Source organism: Amycolatopsis sp. cg5 (assembly GCF_041346955.1).
Taxonomy (GTDB): domain Bacteria; phylum Actinomycetota; class Actinomycetes; order Mycobacteriales; family Pseudonocardiaceae; genus Amycolatopsis.
Map to the genome: position 1 here is coordinate 8,677,731 of NZ_CP166849.1, position 15,768 is coordinate 8,693,498.

Genomic DNA, 15,768 nt, shown 5'->3' on the forward strand with positions numbered 1-15,768 from the left:
TGCCCTGGTGAACGCCGTGCTGAACGACCTCGGGCAGCACTGGGCGCTGTACGCGGCCATCCCGTTCGTCGCCGCGCTGATCGGGTACGTGACCAAGCGCGTGGCCATCGAGATGATGTTCCGGCCGCTCGAATTCGTTGGCATCAAGCCATTACTGGGCTGGCAGGGCGTGGTGCCCAAGCACGGCGGGCGGATGGCGGCGGTCGCCACCGACCTGCTGACCACGAACCTGCTCGACCTCAAAGAGATCTTCGACCGGATCGATCCGGACCTCATCACGCGCCAGATCGAGCAGCCGCTGCTCAAGGCCGTCGACGACATCGCGCGCGGCGTGCTCGAGGAGTACCACCCGCGGATGTGGGAGGTCATGCCGTCGATGGCGCAGGAGCTGCTGATCAAGCAGGTGCAGGCGTCGACGCCGCGGCTGGTGCGCGAGCTGATGGACGAGCTGCGCGAGAACCTCGACGAGGTGCTCGACGTCAAGCACATGACCGTCCAGACGCTCACGCGCGACAAGAAACTGCTCGTGAAGCTCATCCGCGAGACCTCGCGCCCGGAGATGGGTTTCATCGCACGCGCGGGCATCGTCTTCGGCTTCACGCTCGGCATCGTGCAGGCGTTCACCTGGGCGTTCACCAAGGAACCGCTGGTGCTGCCGATCTTCGGCGCGGTGGTCGGGCTGTTCACCGACTGGCTGGCGATCAAGCTGATCTTCGTGCCGCGCGACCCGATCCGGCTCGGCCCGCTGACCTTCCAGGGCAAGTTCCAGAAGCGCAAGGCCGAGGTCGCCAGGCAGTACGGCGAGATCATCGCGCACGAGGTGCTGACCGTGCCGAACCTGATGGAGGCCGTGCTGACCGGGCCGCGCTCGGACCGGCTGCTCGCCATGGTCCAGCGCACGGTCGCCAAGGCCGTCGACGAGCAGACGAGCGTCGCGAAGCCACTGGTCGCGCTCGCGATCGGCGGGCAGCGGCTGCAGGAGATGAAGACGGCGGCCGCGCGCCGGGCGGTCGAGTCGTTCCCGGCCACGGTCCGCCAGGCCGAGGGCTATCTCACGCAGGCGATGGACGTCGCGCAGATGGTCGAGTACCGGATGCTGCGGCTGACCCCGCTGCAGTACGAGGGCCTGCTGCGGCCCGCGTTCCGCCAGGACGAGTGGAAGCTGATCGCGGTCGGCGGGTTCATCGGCTTCCTGGTCGGCGAACTGCAGGTTCTGCTCATGCTGCACTGATCCTCCGGTTACCGTGGAGGCGTGGAATCCGAACCTCAGCAGCTGCCTGCCGTCCACGAGGCGTGGCTACCCCGTGAGCACGCGCTGCACCGGCCTCGGCACGGTGGACGGCAGATGACCGCGCTGGTCTGCGCGCTGATGTTCTTCGTGACGCCGACGCTGCTGTGGGTCGTCGGTGTCCGCCCGAGCGAGATCGAGAACCACAAGCTGGCGAGCTTCCCCAGCCTCGGCGACGGCTGGAAGTTCTTCACCGGCCTGCCCGGCTGGGCCACCGACCAGCTGTCCTTCCGCAGCGGCGCGATCGCCGCCGCCGACGGCGTCAGCCGCGGCCTGTTCGGCGAAGGCGCCCCGCTCGACCAGGCGCCGCCGCCCGTCGCGGGCCCGATTCCCGGCGCCACGCCGTCCACGCCGAAGAACGCGCCGTCGCCGCAGGGCAGCCCGAACAGCCAGGCCGGGTACCGCCGCGTCGTGCAGGGTGTCGACGGGTGGCTGTACTACGGCTACGACGCCGAGGCCAAGTGCGCGCCGAGCCGTCCGCTGGCGGACACGCTGAGCCGGATCACCACGCTGCGCCAGGCCGTCGAGAGCTCCGGGCGCAAGTTCGTGTTCGTCATCGCGCCGGACAAGACCACGATGGTCCCGCAGAAGCTGCCGGCGAGTTATCCCGACAAGGAGTGCTCGCAGCCCAAGCAGGAGGCGGACTGGGCGCAGTTCCTCGCGGCGGGCGCGCTCGACCTGCGGCCGGAGCTCAAGAAGTCCGAGGGCCGTGTCGGCCACCCGATCTATCCGCCGAACGACACGCACTGGACGGACGAAGGCGCGCTCGTGATGGCGCGTGACGTCGCCAACGCCATCCAGCCTGGCGTCACCCAGAGCTGGGTCAGCACGCCGACGCGCAAGTACGACGTCAACGCCGACCTGCCGCCGCTGCTCGGCCGCAACGAGGTCAAGACGCTGCAGGAGTACACGCTCAAGCCGGACGGGGCGGTCGACCGCGGCGGCCTGTCCAACGGCGACATCGACAAGCCGGTCTACCGCAAGACCAGCCCGCTGGTCGGCACGATCGACAAGCGGACCCTGATCTACGGCGACTCGTTCACCAAGGCGTCTTCGCGGTACCTGCCCGGCGGCTTCACGAACCTGACCATGCTCGCGCACTTCACCTCGAAGACCACGCAGGAGCAGGCGATCGACGAGTTCGTCAACGCCGAGGTCGTGGTGGTCGAGGCGGTGGAACGCAGTGTCTCCGCCGGTCAGCTGACCTTCATCGAGGACGGGTTCCTCAACGCAGTGCAGGCAAAGCTGGAAGAGCATCCGATCGGCTAGCCACCCGGTCCCGCCGGTAGGCGACGACCCGGCAGACCAGGTAGATCACGAACGAGATCGTGGTAACGAACGCGCTCACCGGCTTGCCGGGCGCGAGCGAGAGCACGATCCCGCCCAGCGCGGCGACCTCGGCGAAGATCACCGCGAGCACCGTGGCCTTCCACGGACTGGCGGTCACCCGCGCGGCGGCCGCGGCAGGCGTCACCATCAGCGCGACGACCAGCAGTGAGCCGACCACCTGCACGCTCAGCGCGGTCGAGATGCCGACCAGCACGGCGAAGATCATGGTCAGCGAGCGCACCGGCACGCCGCGCGCGATGGCGACGTTGCGGTCGACGCTGGCGAACAGCAACGGCCGGTAGAGCAGCGCGAGCACGAGCAGTACCAGCACGGAGCCGCCGACCAGCGCGACCAGGTTGGTCGAGTCGATGGTGATGATCTGGCCGGTCAGTATCCCGAACTTGTTCGCGGACCGTCCTTTGTAGAACGACAGCAGCAGCACGCCGAGGCCGAGCCCGAACGACAGGATCACGCCGATCACCGAGTCGCGCTCGGACTCGCGGCCGCCGAGTATCCCCAGCAGCAGCGCGGCGACGATGGCACCTGCCAGCGCGCCGTACTCGACGCCGACGCCGAGCAGCAGCGCGCCGGCGGCGCCGGTGAAGGCGAGTTCGGCGGTGCCGTGCACGGCGAAGGACATCCGGCGCATCACGATCAGCGGGCCGAGCAGGCCGGCGACCAGGCCGAGCACGGCGGCGGCGAGCAGCGCCGTCTGCACGCTGTCGAGCCCGAGAAGCTGAGCCGTCTTGCTGAAATCGAAAAGCTCGTTCACTCGCTCATCGCTTCTTCGTGATGGTGTGGCTCGTCCTCACACAGCGAGCTGTGCGCGCCCGCGATGTGGATCTGGCCGCCGACCTTGAGCACCTGGATCTTCGTGCCGTAGAGCTCCGACAACGTCTCCGAGCTCATCACCTCGTCCGGCTTTCCGATCCGGAACTGGCCGTTGACCAGGTAGAGCACCCTGTCCACATAGGACAAGATGGGGTTGATCTCGTGGGTGACGAACAACACCGCGGTGTTCGCGGCGCGGCGCCGCGCGTCGATCAGGTCGCTGACCGCGCGCTGGTGCGCGAGGTCGAGCGAGAGCAGCGGCTCGTCGCAGAGCAGCACCTCGGGGTCGCCGACCAGCGCCTGCGCGACGCGAAGCCGTTGCTGCTCACCGCCGGACAGCTTGCCGACCGGCTCGTTCGCGTACCGGGTGCCGCCGACCGACTCGATGGCGGCGGCGACCTTGCGGCGGCGCTCGGCGCGCGTTCGCAGCCCCGTGCCCCAGCGATGCCCGTCGAGGCCTAGGCCGACCAGATCGGTGCCGCGCAGCGTCAGGCCCTCGTCCATGGCTCGCTGCTGCGGGATGTAACCGACCTTGGAGTTCACCCCGCCCGGCTTGTGCCCGGCGAGCGTGACCTGGCCGCCGGACAGCTGCTGCAGGCCCAGCAGGACCTTCAGGAAGCTCGTCTTGCCGGACCCGTTCGGCCCGAGCACCGCGAGGAACTCACCGGGCTCGACGGTCAGGTCGAGCCCGGACCACAGGGTCCGCCTGCCGAACGCGAGGCTGGCCCCGCGGACGTCGACCGCGGGCCTGGCCTCTTGCAGTACCGCTGACATCAGCCGTTCAGTGCTCCCACCAGCGCGTCGACCTGCTTGCTCATCCAGGCAATGTAGTCCGTCACACCGGCGGGCAGCGTTTCGGACACGTCGACGACCGGCACACCGGCGCCCTTGGCGGCCGCGACGACCTGCTCGGTGGTCGGGGTGACCGTCTGCACGTTGTTGACGAGTGCCTTGACCTTCTTGTCGCTGACCAGGGCCTTGACCTCCGCGACGGCGGCGGCGGGCACGTCCTGTTCCTCCTCGACGGCCTTGGAGAACTCCTCCGGCGTCGCGTCGGTGACCTTCGCGGTCTCCAGCAGGTAGTGCGCGACGGGCTCGGTCGCGGCGATCTTGCTGTCCGGGTGCGCGGCGCCCGCGCCGGCGACCTTCTTCTCCAGGTCGTCGACCTTGGTCTTGAACGCGGCGGCGTTGTCGGCGAACGCCTGCTTCGAGGCGGGCTGGACCTCGCCGAGTGCGGCCGCGACCTGGTCGGCGACCTTCTTCACGGTCGGCAGGCTGTACCAGACGTGCTCGTTCTCGTCGCCGGTCGCGGCGATCTCGTACGCGGTCAGCTTCTTCGCGTCGCCCGCGGCCTGCTTGGAGAGGTTGCCGAAGAAGTCGTCGTAGCCGCCGCCGTTGCCGATGGTCAGCTTCGACTGCTGCGCGGCGAGGCTGTCCGCGGGCGTCGTCTCGTAGGAATGCGGGTCCGCGGAGGGGTCGTGGATGATCGAGGTGACGGCCACCTTGTCGCCGCCGACCGCGCTCACCACGGCGCCCCAGACGTCGATCGAGGCGAGCGCCTTGATCTTGCCGTCGGCGGGCTGACCGGACGCGCCGCCGTCGCCCGAACACGCCGCCGTGGCCAGGGCCAGCACGGACACGGCAGCGGCGGCGATCACCCTCGCGCGTCGGGAAGTCATCGAAGTACTCCTAAGAGGCCACACAGGCGGCACGCTCGGACACGCACCGTATCGTTAATGGAAACCGTTGTCAGATTCACTTTACCTCGATCGTGGGGTTGAAAAGCAAACCCGGGTGACCAGTGGCACTGACGGTCACGACCTAATCGAGACATCGCACACGTGTCGTGTCTCTTCACCGAATACCTTCTGAACCGTTACGGTTTCCGGATGGGCCGTCCTATTCGCACAAGGAGGCAGGCGACACTGGCGTCGCTGGCCGCCGAACTCGGCGTGTCCAGAACCACCGTGTCCAACGCCTACAACCGGCCTGACCAGCTCTCGCCAGAGCTGCGCAGGCGAGTGCTGGAGACAGCGCGCCGCCTCGGCTACCCAGGCCCGGACCCGGTCGCCAGATCACTGCGCACCCGCAAGGCGGGAGCCGTCGGGCTGCTGCTCACCGAGAACCTGTCGTACGCGTTCCGCGACCCGGCCGCCGTCGGGGTGCTCGAGGGACTGGCGCTGGCCTGCGAGGACGCGGGCGTCGGCCTGCACCTCGTGCCCGCCAGCCCCGGCCACGAGGACGTCGCGGCCGTGCATCGCGCGGGCGTCGACGGATTCGTCGTCTACTCGGTGCCGGACGACGATCCACACCTCGCGGCCGTGCTGCAGCGGCCGGTGCCGACGGTGATCATCGACCAGCCGCGCATCGACGGGGTCGACCGCGTCGGCCCCGACGACGCCGCCGCGGTCGCCAACATCGCCAACCACCTCGTCGAACTCGGCCACCGCCAGATCGGCGTGCTCTGCATGCGGCTCGCGCGCGAGCGCAACGACGGCTTCGTGACGCTGGAGCGGCAGAGCAACGCGCACTTCCACGTCCAGCGGCTGCGCCTGGAGGCGCTGGCCGCCGCGTTCTCGCTGGCGGGCGTCGACTGGGCGAACGTGCCCGTCGTCGAGCGTTTCGACCACACCGTCGACGAGGGCGCCTCGGCCGCACGCCAGCTGCTCGACGCCAATCCCCAGGTCACGGCGCTGATCTGCACCTCGGACATCCTCGCGCTCGGCGCGCTCGCCGAAGCCGAACGGCGCGGCCTGCACGTGCCAGGCGACCTGACGGTCACCGGCTTCGACGGCATCGCCGAGGCCGAGCGGATCGGACTCACCACCGTCCACCAGCCCGTGCTCGAAAAGGGCAAGGCGGCGGGGAAGCTGTTGCTCGGCGCCGCCGAGCGCGTGACACCCAAGATCATCACCTTGCCGACCGAACTGCGCGTCGGCCGTACGTCCGGACCCCCTAGGACCGCCGAAGAACGCTGGTTCGGCCCGTGATGTTGGTCAACTGAACCCCTAACGGCGTTGCCCGCGGGCCCGTTCACCGGGTGAAATAGGTGAACAGCCGAGAACGCCGAAGGGTGGACCGTTTTGACCTCCATCGACGTACTGCTTAAGCGACACGACGACATGGGAGAGGACCGCAAGGGCGACCGCTCGTCCCCGCAGCCCTCGCTCCACGTGGCGATCCTGACGTGCATGGACGCGCGCATCAGGGTGTTCGAGATGTTCGGCCTGCTCCAAGGCGAGTCACACGTCCTGCGCAACGCGGGCGGCGTGATCACCGACGACATGATCCGTTCACTCGCTCTTTCGCAGCGCAAACTGGGCACGCGCGAAGTGCTGATCGTGCAGCACACGAACTGCGGCCTCTCGCTCGTCACCGAAGACTCGTTCAAGGACGAGCTCGAAGAGGCGGGCGGTGTCCGGCCGACCTGGTCGATCGAAGCCTTCCGGGAGGTCGACGACAGCGTCCGCCGCTCCGTGCAGCGCGTCCGCCGCAGCGACTTCCTCCCGCACACCGACAACGTGCGCGGCTTCGTCTACGACGTCTTCACGGGCAAGCTCACCGAGGTCGAGTAACCCCCGTTCTAGCCCGAAAGCCACTTTCGTCAGGTCTCATCTGACGAAAGTGGCTTTCGGGCCATGACATCTGACGAACGTCACTTTCGGGCATCGGTAGAGTGCCGCTGGTGCGACCTGAGGTATTGATCGACTGGTTCGACGAGCATGGGCGGGATCTGCCCTGGCGCAAGCCGGAGTGCACCGGCTGGGGCGTGCTGGTCAGCGAGATCATGTTGCAGCAGACGCCGGTCGCGCGGGTGCAGCCGATCTGGGAAGAGTGGCTGAAGCGGTGGCCGGTGCCGTCCGCGCTCGCGGCCGAGAGCCAGGGCGAGGTCGTCCGCGCCTGGGGCAAGCTCGGTTATCCGCGGCGCGCGCTCAGGCTGCACGCCGCGGCCGCCGAGATCGCCGCGAAGCACGGCGACGTCGTTCCGTCCGATGTGGACACTCTGCTCGCGCTGCCCGGCATCGGCGCCTACACCGCACGCGCGATCGTGGCTTTCGCCTACGGCAAGCGCGCTCCGGTGGTCGACACCAACGTCCGGCGGGTCGTCGCGCGTGCCGTGCACGGTGCCGGTGACGCCGGGCCGCCCTCCAACACCCGCGACATGGCGGACGTCGAGAAGTTCCTGCCAGCCCAGGACGCGCCTGCCGCGAAGTTCTCCGCCGCGCTCATGGAACTCGGCGCGCTGATCTGCACGGCGAAGTCGCAGCGGTGCGCCGATTGTCCGTTGTATGCCGAGTGCGCGTGGCAGAAGGCCGGGCGCCCCGCCTACGCGGGCCCGGCGAAGGTCGTCCAGAAGTTCGCCGGCACCGACCGGCAGGTGCGCGGCCTGCTGCTCGACGTGCTCCGCGGCACCGATGGGCCGGTTGAACAGGCGAAACTCGACCTGGTTTGGCACGATGCCGGACAACGGTCCCGCTGTCTCGACTCACTTCTGGTCGACGGGCTGCTCGAACAGACCCGTGACGGGCTGTTCGCGTTGCCCGGGGAACACTAACGCGTTAGGCCAAAAGTCTGTTGCTAGTTGTCGAAGAGGTGTGACCGGGGTTACCTTCCTCGCACCTGCATCCCTGCATCCCGGCGAGGGAGTTCGAAATGGTTGATCGCCGCACCCTGCTCAAAAGCGGACTGGCCGCCACCGCCGTCGGCGCGTCCGGCATCCTCGGCACCGGAGTCGCGCATGCGATCCCGTCACCGCGCATCTACACCTGCACCGAGTGGAGCGCGCGCCCGGCCGCCGCGCCGATCACGGTCGAAAACCACCGGCCCACCTACATCGTCGTGCACCACACCGTCGATCCCGGCAACGTCGACGACTACTCGAAGGCGCACGCTTTCTGGGCCGCGCGGGCGATCCAGAACTTCCACATGGACACCCGCGGCTGGATCGACACCGGGCAGCAGTTCACGAACAGCCGTGGCGGCTACGTGATGGAGGGCCGCCATCGCAGCCTCGAAGTGCTGCGCGGCGGCACGAAACACGTGCAGGGCGCGAACGTCGGCAACCACAACAGCGAGTGCATCGGCATCGAGAACGAGGGCCTCTACAGCACCGAAGACGTGCCGGGCGCGCTCTGGAACTCGCTGGTGCAGCTGGTCGCGTACATGGCGCAGCAGTACGCGGTCGACCCCGAGTTCATCAAGGGCCACCGCGACTTCAACTCGACCGAGTGCCCAGGCCAGGTGCTTTACGACCGGCTGCCGGAGCTTCGCGACGAAGTCTCCAGGCTGCTCGGCTACGCGGCCAGGCGCGCGGCGCCGACCGAGTGGCCGTTGCTCAAGCCGGGCGCCACGGGTCAGCGAGTCCTTGTCGCGCAACGACTTCTGCGCGACAAGGGCTTCAACGTGCCGACGGACGGCGTATTCGGTCCGTCCACAAAGGACGCCGTACGGTCGTTCGCCGACTCGCGCGGTGTGCCGTCGGCGACCTGCTACGCGAGCGCGAACGCCGACGAGTCCGGCTTCCTCGGCGCCGACCTGTGGCCACTGCTGACCAACGATCCGCACGCCCTCAAGGCCCAGCTGGCGACCATCCGGTGATACCCCGAAAGTGGCTTTCGTCAGATCGCATCTGACGAAAGCCACTTTCGGGGTATCGCGAACGCCTCAGCGGGCCAGTACTTCGCTGAGGAAAGCCTCGACGGCGCCCCGGTACTCCCACGGGGCGTCCTCGTGGACGACGTGGCCCGCGCCGGCGACCACCAGGTGCCGCCCGTCGGCGACGCGCGCCGCGACCTCGGCCTGCTGTCCGGGCGGCATCAGCGTGTGCTCGCCCTCGACGACCAGCAGCGGGCACTTGATCGAGTCCACAATGGACCAGTAGTCGCGGCGCCCCCACTCGGACGCGATCTCGTACAGCGTCGGCAGGTCCGCGATCAGGTGATAGCCGTCGGCGCGCTCTTCGAAGCAGTCCGCGAAGTAGTCGCCGAGCGAGCCGAAGTACGCGCGCACCTCGTCGAGCGAGCCGAACGGCACCGGCCACGCCTCGAAGTGCGCCTTCCACGGGTCGATGGTCCGTCCGCGCTGATCCGGCGCGAAGTCCTCGCTCACCACGGCGAGCGCCAGCGACGGGTGCCGCGCCGCGAACGCCCACGCGTGCAGCCCGCCCATCGAGTGCCCGATCACCACGGCGGGCCCGGCGCCGAGCGAGCGCACGAGCGCCGCGACGTCGTCGGCGAATCGCTCGGTCTCCCACGGGCCACCGCGCGAACCATGCCCGTGACCGGCCGCGTCGAGCCCGAAAACCTGGCCGTACGGTTCGAGCCAGCGCGCCACCCGTGACCAGGTGCGGGCGCGTCCCATGAGCCCGTGCAGCAGGACGATCGGCCGCCCTTGACCGCCGAACGTAATCAAACCGTCGCGCTGGATCACCTAGACTCGCTTTCATGCGCCGCCGCCGAACCCCGACGATCATGCTCGCGCTGATCGCCGTCACGATTATCGGCTGCAGTGCCGACCCCCAGGCCCCGCCCATGCTCGCGAAGCCGCCACCGGCGCCGATGGACCCGAAGCCGGGAGCGCCGGGCGCGGGCGACGAGGCGTACCCGAACGACGGCAACGGCGGCTACGACGCGCTCGACTACCAGGTCGGCATCGGTTTCGACCCGGCGACGAGCCATCTCGACGGCGACACCACGGTCACCGCGCGCGCCACGCAGGACCTGAGCCGGTTCAACCTCGACCTGCGCGGTCTGGAGGTCGCGTCGGTCCAGATCGACGACAAGCCGGCGCAGTTCGCCCGCGAAGGCGACTTCGAGCTCGTCATCACGCCCGCCGAGCCGATCCGCTCTGGCACCGTCTACCGGACGAGGATCATCTACTCGGGCAAGCCGACGCAGGCCGCGACGGCCGCGCTCGGCGACGGCGGCTGGCTCAAGTCGACGTCCGGCGGCGCGTACGTCGTCGGCGAGCCGCATTCGGCCGCGTTCTGGTACCCCGTCAACGAAACCCCGCTCGACAAGGCGACCTTCCGGCTCACCGCCCGGGTGCCGGACGGCTGGACGGTGCTCTCGAACGGCCGCGACACCCCGCCCAAGTCGGCAGGCGGCTGGTCGACCACGACGTGGACCGAGCCGAACCCGATCGCGAGCTACCTGACGACGGTCGCGATCGACAAGTTCACCGTCGACCGCGCGACGCTGCCGGACGGCACCCCGATCATCAACGCGTACGCGCCTGGCACGGAGTCGAAGCGCGACATCGAGAACAAGCTGCCCGAGGTGCTGGACTTCCTCAAGAGCAAGTTCGGCCCGTATCCGCAGAGCGCGGCAGGCGGCATCTTCGTCAACGAGGACATCCACTTCTCGCTGGAGACCCAGACCAGGCCGACCTACGCGAAATGGGCCGATCTCGGCACGATCGTGCACGAGAACGCCCATCAGTGGTTCGGCGACACGGTCTCGGTGCGGTCCTGGTCCGACGTCTGCCTCAACGAATGCTTCGCGTCGTACGCGCAGTGGCTGTGGCAGGAGAAGAGCGGCGACGACCTCGACGCGCGCTATCGCGCCGCGCTGGAGATCACCGGGAAGAGCCCGGAGTTCTGGTCGCACCGGCTGACCGGCGCGCCTGCCGGCCACGAGTTCGAAGGCGTCTACGACAAGGGCATCCTCGCCATGCACGCGCTGCGGCGGAAGCTCGGCGAAGACGTCTTCAACCGGCTGCTGACCGGCTGGCCGCAGCAGTTCAAGCACGGCAACGCGTCCTGGGACGACTTCGAGCTGTTCACGAGCAACCTCGCGGGCGAGAAGCTCAAGCCGTTCTTCGACACCTGGTTCCACTCCGACAAGGTGCCTGCCGACGCCGACCTCTATCCGGGGAAATTGCGCGGCTGAGACTGCCCGGTCCCGCGCCGGTTGGCCAGTAGGGTGGAGGCCATGGCAGTAGTGAAGATCAACGCGATCGAAGTTCCCGAAGGCGCGGGCCCCGAGCTGGAGAAGCGCTTCGCGGCACGCAAGCACGCCGTCGACACCCAGCCCGGCTTCCTCGGCTTCGAGTTGCTGCGCCCGGTCGCCGGCGAGAACCGGTACTTCGTCTACACGAAGTGGGAGACCGAGGAGCACTTCCAGGCGTGGCGCAACGGCCCCGCCGTCGAAGCGCACGCGGGCGAGCGCGCGAAGCCGGTGGCCAGCGGCGCGAACCTGCTGGAGTTCGAGGTCGTCCCGCTCTCTGGTGACTGAGCTCGAACGCGCGGCCAAGCTGATCTCGTCGGCGGGCGCGCTCTTGGTGTGCGCCGGCGCCGGCATGGGCGTCGACTCCGGCTTGCCGGATTTCCGGGGTGACGAAGGCTTTTGGCAGGCGTACCCGCCGTACGCCCGGCTGGGCCTGGAGTTCGTGACGTTGGCGAACCCGCGTCATTTCGCGGTGGACCCGTCGCTGGCTTGGGGTTTCTACGGCCACCGTCTCGATTTGTACCGCGAGACGGTGCCGCACGACGGCTTCCGGCTGCTGCGCGAGTGGGGTGCTTCGACCCCGGGCGGGGTCTGGGCCTTCACGTCCAATGTGGACGGACAGTTCCAGCGCGCGGGCTACGCCGACGTGGTCGAAGCGCACGGCTCGATCCATCACCTGCAATGCGTCGACCAGTGCGGCTCCGGGATCTGGCCTGCTTCGATTTCGGTCACCGTAGACCCCGACACGATGCGCGCGACCTCGGAGCTGCCGACGTGCGTTTCCTGTGGCGGCCTCGCCCGGCCGAACATCCTGATGTTCGGCGACTACAGCTGGGAATCCGCGCGCACCGACGCCCAGCTGTCCGGCCTGACGGCCTGGCGCCGCGCCCAGCGTGACCTGGTGGTCATCGAACTCGGCGCGGGCCAGGCGGTCCCCACGGTCCGCCGCTACGCCGAAATCGCCAGCGCGGCCACCGGCTCCCTGATCCGCGTGAACCCCCGCGAACCCAATATCCGCCACGACCGCGGCGTCTCCCTCGCCTCGGGCGCCCTGGAAACCCTGCAGGCGATCGATGCCCTGCTCAGCGCCCCCTGACCCTCGGGAAAAAATCCCAATGCGGCTTTCGTCAGTTTTTGAACCCCCAATGTGGCTTTCGTCAGGTTAGAGCTGACGAAAGCCACATTGGGACGCGAGAACCTGACGAAAGCCACATTGGGATTTTTTTAGCAGGGCGAGGCTTGGGTCAGGGCAGGGCGAGCTCGGCGTAGACGGCCCGGTGGTCACTGCCCGGCATGTCGAAGACCTGGTACGCCCGGACCGCGATGCGCTGGTCGGCCAGTACGTGGTCGATGGTCACCGGCGGCGGGAATGCGGCGGACGGCCAGGTGGGGTCGAAGCCGGTGCCGGTCTCGTTGGCCGCGTCGTGGTAGCCGGTGGCGAGCAGGTCGCGGAGCTTGAAGTGGTCCAGCGTCGCGTTGAGGTCGCCCGCGATGATCCGCAGGCCGGGCCCGGCGGCAAGCAGGTCGGCGAACTCCGTGGCCCAGACGCCCGGCTCCCACATCGGCGCCGCCGGGTGGGCCGCGATGATCTCGACCGAGCGGCCGTCGACGGTCAGTGACGCCATCGGCTGCTTGCGGGTGAGCGGGACCTCGGTGAGCGGGTAGCGCGAGAAGATCCCTCCCCCGGCCGCGCCGCGGCTGGGATGGACCACGCGGAACGGCAGGACGTCGCCAAGCCCGGCCTGGTCGAGCCGGGCGACCGCCGAGGTCGGCAGCTCGACGAGGTTCAGCACGTCGACGTGCTGGGTGCGCACCAGGCGGACCACTTCGGCCGGGTCGGCCTCGCCTGCGAGCAGGTTCGACGCCAGCACCCGCAGCACGGGGCCGGAAACGGCGGGCTGTTCGTTCGCGAAGGCGCGCGGCAGCACCATCGACGTCAACGCCAGCGCCACCACCACCGCGGCCGCGCCGACGCGCCAGTGGCGCAGCACCAGGCAGAGCGCCGCGAGCAGCACCGCGCAGACGGTCGCGTAGGGCGTCAGCGCGATCGCCGCGATGATCGGCTTCGGGCCGTCGATCCCGAGCAGCCGCAGCCCGGTGAGCATCGCGAACGGGACGAGCGCGAGCCACAGCACGATCACCGACGCGCGGACGCGGGGTCTCTCAACTACCTGCACATGCCCAGTTTGCCGAGTTCGCGCCGGTCAGGCTCGGTCTACACAGGACCTTCACGAGATCTGCGCAAGTCAGCCCTTCGGCCTGCCGACGTGCCGGTAGTGCCCGGTCGCGCGGGCCAGCAGCTGTTGGGCGGCTTCGTCGTCGGCCGTGGTCAGCTTGCCGAGCAACGCGGCGGCGGCCTTGCCGCGCAGCACGGTCACCGTCCGGCCGCCTCTGGCCACCATGACCTGGCCGTTCTTCGTCGCCCGCCACTCGAACGGGTCATCTTCGAGTCCCATCCGCGCATCGTGCCTGACAGGACCTGTCAGCGCCGCCGATTTTCTGCCAGCCCGCTGTGCGGCCGCTACCAGGCCGCCCGCCGAAGCTGGGCTCCGGTGAAAGGGAGGACACACGATGTCTCATGCGATCCGGGCGGAAGGCCTGGTGAAGGAATTCGGCGCCACGAAGGCGCTGGCTGGGGTCGACCTCGAGGTGCCGGAGGGCAAGGTGGTGGGGGTGCTCGGGCCGAACGGCGCGGGCAAGACCACGGCCGTCCGGATTCTCGCGACGCTGTTGCGGCCCGACGCGGGCCACGCCACGGTCGGCGGCTTCGACGTCGTCAAGGACCCCGTGCGGGTGCGGCAGATGATCGGGCTGACCGGGCAGTACGCCTCGGTCGACGAGGACCTGTCCGGCACCGAGAACCTGGTGCTGATCGGCCGTTTGCTGCAGCTCTCGCGCGGTGACGCGAAGGCGCGCGCGGTCGAGTTGCTCGAACAGTTCGAGCTGACCGACGCGGCGTCGCGCTCGGTCAAGACCTACTCCGGGGGCATGCGGCGGCGGATCGACCTGGCCGCGAGCCTGGTCGGGCGGCCTGCCGTGCTGTTCCTCGACGAGCCGACGACCGGGCTCGACCCGCACGCCCGCAACGAGGTGTGGACGGTCGTGCGCCGCCTCGTCGCCGACGGCTCGACGGTGCTGCTGACCACGCAGTACCTCGAAGAGGCCGACCAGCTGGCCGACAGCATCACCGTGTTCGACCACGGCCGCGTCGTCGCCGACGGCCGCGCCGACGAGCTCAAGCGCCGCGTCGGCGGCCAGACCCTGCAGGTGCGGCCGAGTTCGCTCGCCGACCTCGACGCCGTCGGCCGGATACTCGCCGAGCTGACCGGCGTGGCGCCGTCCCGCAGCGAGGACACCGGGTTGCTCACGGCGCCCGTGTCCGACCCAGTTCTGCTGTCCACTTTGGTCAGACGGCTCGACGACGCCGGCATCACGGCCGACGAGCTCGCGCTGCGCCTGCCCAGCCTCGACGAGGTCTTCCTGGCACTGACCGGAAAGCCCGCCGAAGCCGAACCCGAAAAGAGCCTGGTATGACCACGATGACCGCGTCGGCGCCGTTGCGCCTCAGCCCCGCCAGGGTGTTTCAGGACGGAATTTCCCTTGCCTGGCGCGGAGTTCTCAAGATCCGCAAGAACCCCGAGCAGCTGATCGACGTCACCCTGATGCCGATCACCTTCCTCGTCATGTTCGTCTACATCTTCGGCGGCGCGATCGCGAACGGCGACATCGGCGCCTACCTGCAGCGGGTCGTGCCCGGCGTGATGGCGATGAACATCCTGCAGGCCAGCATGACCATCGGCACCTCGCTGAACACCGACGTCAGCAAGGGCCTGTTCGACCGGTTCCGCAGCATGCCGATCGCCAGGTCGGCGCCGCTCATCGGCGCGGTGCTGGCCGACCTGGTCCGCTACGTGGTGTGCATGGTCGTGCTGCTGGTCGTCGCGACGGTCATGGGTTACCGCCTGCAGACCGACTTCGCGTCGCTGCTGGTCACGATCGCGCTGCTGCTCGTGTTCGGCCTCTGCACCTGCTGGATCTCGGTGTTCGTCGGCATGCTGATGAAAACGCCCGGCGCGGTGCAGGGCGTGATGTTCGTCTTCCTCATGCCGCTGACCTTCGGCAGCGACGTGTTCGCGCCCGCCGACACGATGCCCGGCTGGCTGCGGGCCTGGGCCGAGATCAGCCCGGTGAGCCTGATGGCCAACGCCGCGCGCGGGCTGATGAACGGCGGCGAGTTCGCCGGGCCACTGCTCGGCGCGTTCGGCTGGATGGCTGGCCTGGTCGCGGTCTTCTTCCCGCTGGCCATGTGGGCCTACCGCCGCCGGGTCTAGCCAAAAAATCCCAATGCGGCATTCGTCAGGTTCCAGCGTCCCA

General features: G+C 69.0%; 17 protein-coding genes. 11 read left to right on the top strand and 6 right to left on the bottom strand.

Annotated features, from left to right (window positions below):
- Positions 1–7: 7 nt before the first annotated feature.
- Both AB5J62_RS39370 and AB5J62_RS39375 read left to right on the top strand, forming a co-directional pair.
- Positions 8–1,231 (top strand): DUF445 domain-containing protein, encoded by a 1,224-nt coding sequence (locus tag AB5J62_RS39370; protein ID WP_370945117.1) that lies wholly within the window; start codon positions 8–10, stop codon positions 1,229–1,231.
- 21 nt (positions 1,232–1,252) lie between these two features.
- On the top strand, positions 1,253–2,557 hold the full coding sequence (locus tag AB5J62_RS39375) for a hypothetical protein (RefSeq protein ID WP_370945118.1): 1,305 nt from the start codon (positions 1,253–1,255) through the stop codon (positions 2,555–2,557).
- On the opposite strand, the gene AB5J62_RS39380 is transcribed toward AB5J62_RS39375, so the two are convergent.
- Genes AB5J62_RS39380 through AB5J62_RS39390 form a run of 3 tightly spaced genes read right to left on the bottom strand, consistent with a single transcriptional unit; the run spans position 2,514 to position 5,127 of the window.
- Positions 2,514–3,389 carry a metal ABC transporter permease gene (locus AB5J62_RS39380; protein WP_370945119.1) on the bottom strand — a complete coding sequence of 292 codons (876 nt, stop codon included), beginning with the start codon at positions 3,387–3,389 and terminating at the stop codon, positions 2,514–2,516. The genes AB5J62_RS39375 and AB5J62_RS39380 overlap by 44 nt on opposite strands.
- Positions 3,386–4,222: a metal ABC transporter ATP-binding protein gene (locus tag AB5J62_RS39385; RefSeq protein WP_370945120.1), complete on the bottom strand. Its 837-nt coding sequence runs from the start codon at positions 4,220–4,222 to the stop codon at positions 3,386–3,388. The genes AB5J62_RS39380 and AB5J62_RS39385 overlap by 4 nt, the downstream gene beginning before the upstream one ends.
- Positions 4,222–5,127, bottom strand: coding sequence for a metal ABC transporter solute-binding protein, Zn/Mn family (locus tag AB5J62_RS39390; RefSeq protein WP_370945121.1), 906 nt, complete (start codon positions 5,125–5,127; stop codon positions 4,222–4,224). The genes AB5J62_RS39385 and AB5J62_RS39390 overlap by 1 nt, the downstream gene beginning before the upstream one ends.
- 210 nt (positions 5,128–5,337) lie before the next feature.
- Here AB5J62_RS39390 and AB5J62_RS39395 point away from each other — a divergent pair, with 210 nt between their 5' ends.
- From AB5J62_RS39395 to AB5J62_RS39410, 4 genes are all read left to right on the top strand, one after another.
- On the top strand, positions 5,338–6,438 hold the full coding sequence (locus tag AB5J62_RS39395) for a LacI family DNA-binding transcriptional regulator (protein WP_370945122.1): 1,101 nt from the start codon (positions 5,338–5,340) through the stop codon (positions 6,436–6,438).
- Between the two features lie 93 nt (positions 6,439–6,531).
- Positions 6,532–7,023 carry a beta-class carbonic anhydrase gene (locus AB5J62_RS39400; protein WP_370945123.1) on the top strand — a complete coding sequence of 164 codons (492 nt, stop codon included), beginning with the start codon at positions 6,532–6,534 and terminating at the stop codon, positions 7,021–7,023.
- 110 nt (positions 7,024–7,133) lie between these two features.
- On the top strand, positions 7,134–8,003 hold the full coding sequence (locus AB5J62_RS39405; protein ID WP_370945124.1) for an A/G-specific adenine glycosylase: 870 nt from the start codon (positions 7,134–7,136) through the stop codon (positions 8,001–8,003).
- A 98-nt stretch (positions 8,004–8,101) separates the two neighbouring features.
- Entirely contained in the window at positions 8,102–9,046 is a 945-nt protein-coding gene (locus AB5J62_RS39410; protein WP_370945125.1) for an N-acetylmuramoyl-L-alanine amidase, read from the top strand.
- A gap of 66 nt (positions 9,047–9,112) precedes the next feature.
- Here the strand turns inward: AB5J62_RS39410 and AB5J62_RS39415 are convergent, their stop codons facing one another.
- On the bottom strand, positions 9,113–9,859 hold the full coding sequence (locus tag AB5J62_RS39415) for an alpha/beta fold hydrolase (RefSeq protein ID WP_370950462.1): 747 nt from the start codon (positions 9,857–9,859) through the stop codon (positions 9,113–9,115).
- A 32-nt stretch (positions 9,860–9,891) separates the two neighbouring features.
- On the opposite strand from AB5J62_RS39415, the gene AB5J62_RS39420 reads away from it, so the two are divergent.
- The 3 genes from AB5J62_RS39420 to AB5J62_RS39430 are packed head-to-tail and all read left to right on the top strand — an operon-like array spanning position 9,892 to position 12,490.
- On the top strand, positions 9,892–11,337 hold the full coding sequence (locus AB5J62_RS39420; protein ID WP_370945126.1) for a M1 family metallopeptidase: 1,446 nt from the start codon (positions 9,892–9,894) through the stop codon (positions 11,335–11,337).
- 42 nt (positions 11,338–11,379) lie between these two features.
- Entirely contained in the window at positions 11,380–11,682 is a 303-nt protein-coding gene (locus AB5J62_RS39425) for an antibiotic biosynthesis monooxygenase (protein ID WP_091288239.1), read from the top strand.
- Positions 11,675–12,490: an NAD-dependent deacetylase gene (locus AB5J62_RS39430; RefSeq protein WP_370945127.1), complete on the top strand. Its 816-nt coding sequence runs from the start codon at positions 11,675–11,677 to the stop codon at positions 12,488–12,490. The genes AB5J62_RS39425 and AB5J62_RS39430 overlap by 8 nt, the downstream gene beginning before the upstream one ends.
- Positions 12,491–12,638: 148 nt before the next feature.
- On the opposite strand, the gene AB5J62_RS39435 is transcribed toward AB5J62_RS39430, so the two are convergent.
- Complete coding sequence (locus tag AB5J62_RS39435; RefSeq protein ID WP_370945128.1) at positions 12,639–13,571, bottom strand: endonuclease/exonuclease/phosphatase family protein; 933 nt, start codon at positions 13,569–13,571, stop codon at positions 12,639–12,641.
- 69 nt (positions 13,572–13,640) lie between these two features.
- Positions 13,641–13,850: a hypothetical protein gene (locus AB5J62_RS39440; protein ID WP_370945129.1), complete on the bottom strand. Its 210-nt coding sequence runs from the start codon at positions 13,848–13,850 to the stop codon at positions 13,641–13,643.
- A gap of 115 nt (positions 13,851–13,965) precedes the next feature.
- Here AB5J62_RS39440 and AB5J62_RS39445 point away from each other — a divergent pair, with 115 nt between their 5' ends.
- Positions 13,966–14,928, top strand: a complete 963-nt coding sequence (locus AB5J62_RS39445) for an ATP-binding cassette domain-containing protein (RefSeq protein WP_370945130.1) — start codon at positions 13,966–13,968, stop codon at positions 14,926–14,928.
- Positions 14,925–15,725: an ABC transporter permease gene (locus AB5J62_RS39450; protein ID WP_370945131.1), complete on the top strand. Its 801-nt coding sequence runs from the start codon at positions 14,925–14,927 to the stop codon at positions 15,723–15,725. The genes AB5J62_RS39445 and AB5J62_RS39450 overlap by 4 nt, the downstream gene beginning before the upstream one ends.
- The last annotated feature ends 43 nt before the right edge of the window (positions 15,726–15,768 follow it).

What these genes read in the sequence shown, in the direction of transcription:
- AB5J62_RS39410 (WP_370945125.1), top strand. Translation starts at nt 8,102, where the DNA reads ATGGTTGATCGCCGCACCCTGCTCAAAAGCGGACTGGCCGCCACCGCC.
- AB5J62_RS39395 (WP_370945122.1), top strand. Translation starts at nt 5,338, where the DNA reads ATGGGCCGTCCTATTCGCACAAGGAGGCAGGCGACACTGGCGTCGCTG.
- AB5J62_RS39425 (WP_091288239.1), top strand. Translation starts at nt 11,380, where the DNA reads ATGGCAGTAGTGAAGATCAACGCGATCGAAGTTCCCGAAGGCGCGGGC.
- AB5J62_RS39420 (WP_370945126.1), top strand. Translation starts at nt 9,892, where the DNA reads ATGCGCCGCCGCCGAACCCCGACGATCATGCTCGCGCTGATCGCCGTC.
- AB5J62_RS39440 (WP_370945129.1), bottom strand. Translation starts at nt 13,850, where the DNA reads ATGGGACTCGAAGATGACCCGTTCGAGTGGCGGGCGACGAAGAACGGC.
- AB5J62_RS39450 (WP_370945131.1), top strand. Translation starts at nt 14,925, where the DNA reads ATGACCACGATGACCGCGTCGGCGCCGTTGCGCCTCAGCCCCGCCAGG.
- AB5J62_RS39385 (WP_370945120.1), bottom strand. Translation starts at nt 4,222, where the DNA reads ATGTCAGCGGTACTGCAAGAGGCCAGGCCCGCGGTCGACGTCCGCGGG.
- AB5J62_RS39445 (WP_370945130.1), top strand. Translation starts at nt 13,966, where the DNA reads ATGTCTCATGCGATCCGGGCGGAAGGCCTGGTGAAGGAATTCGGCGCC.
- AB5J62_RS39390 (WP_370945121.1), bottom strand. Translation starts at nt 5,127, where the DNA reads ATGACTTCCCGACGCGCGAGGGTGATCGCCGCCGCTGCCGTGTCCGTG.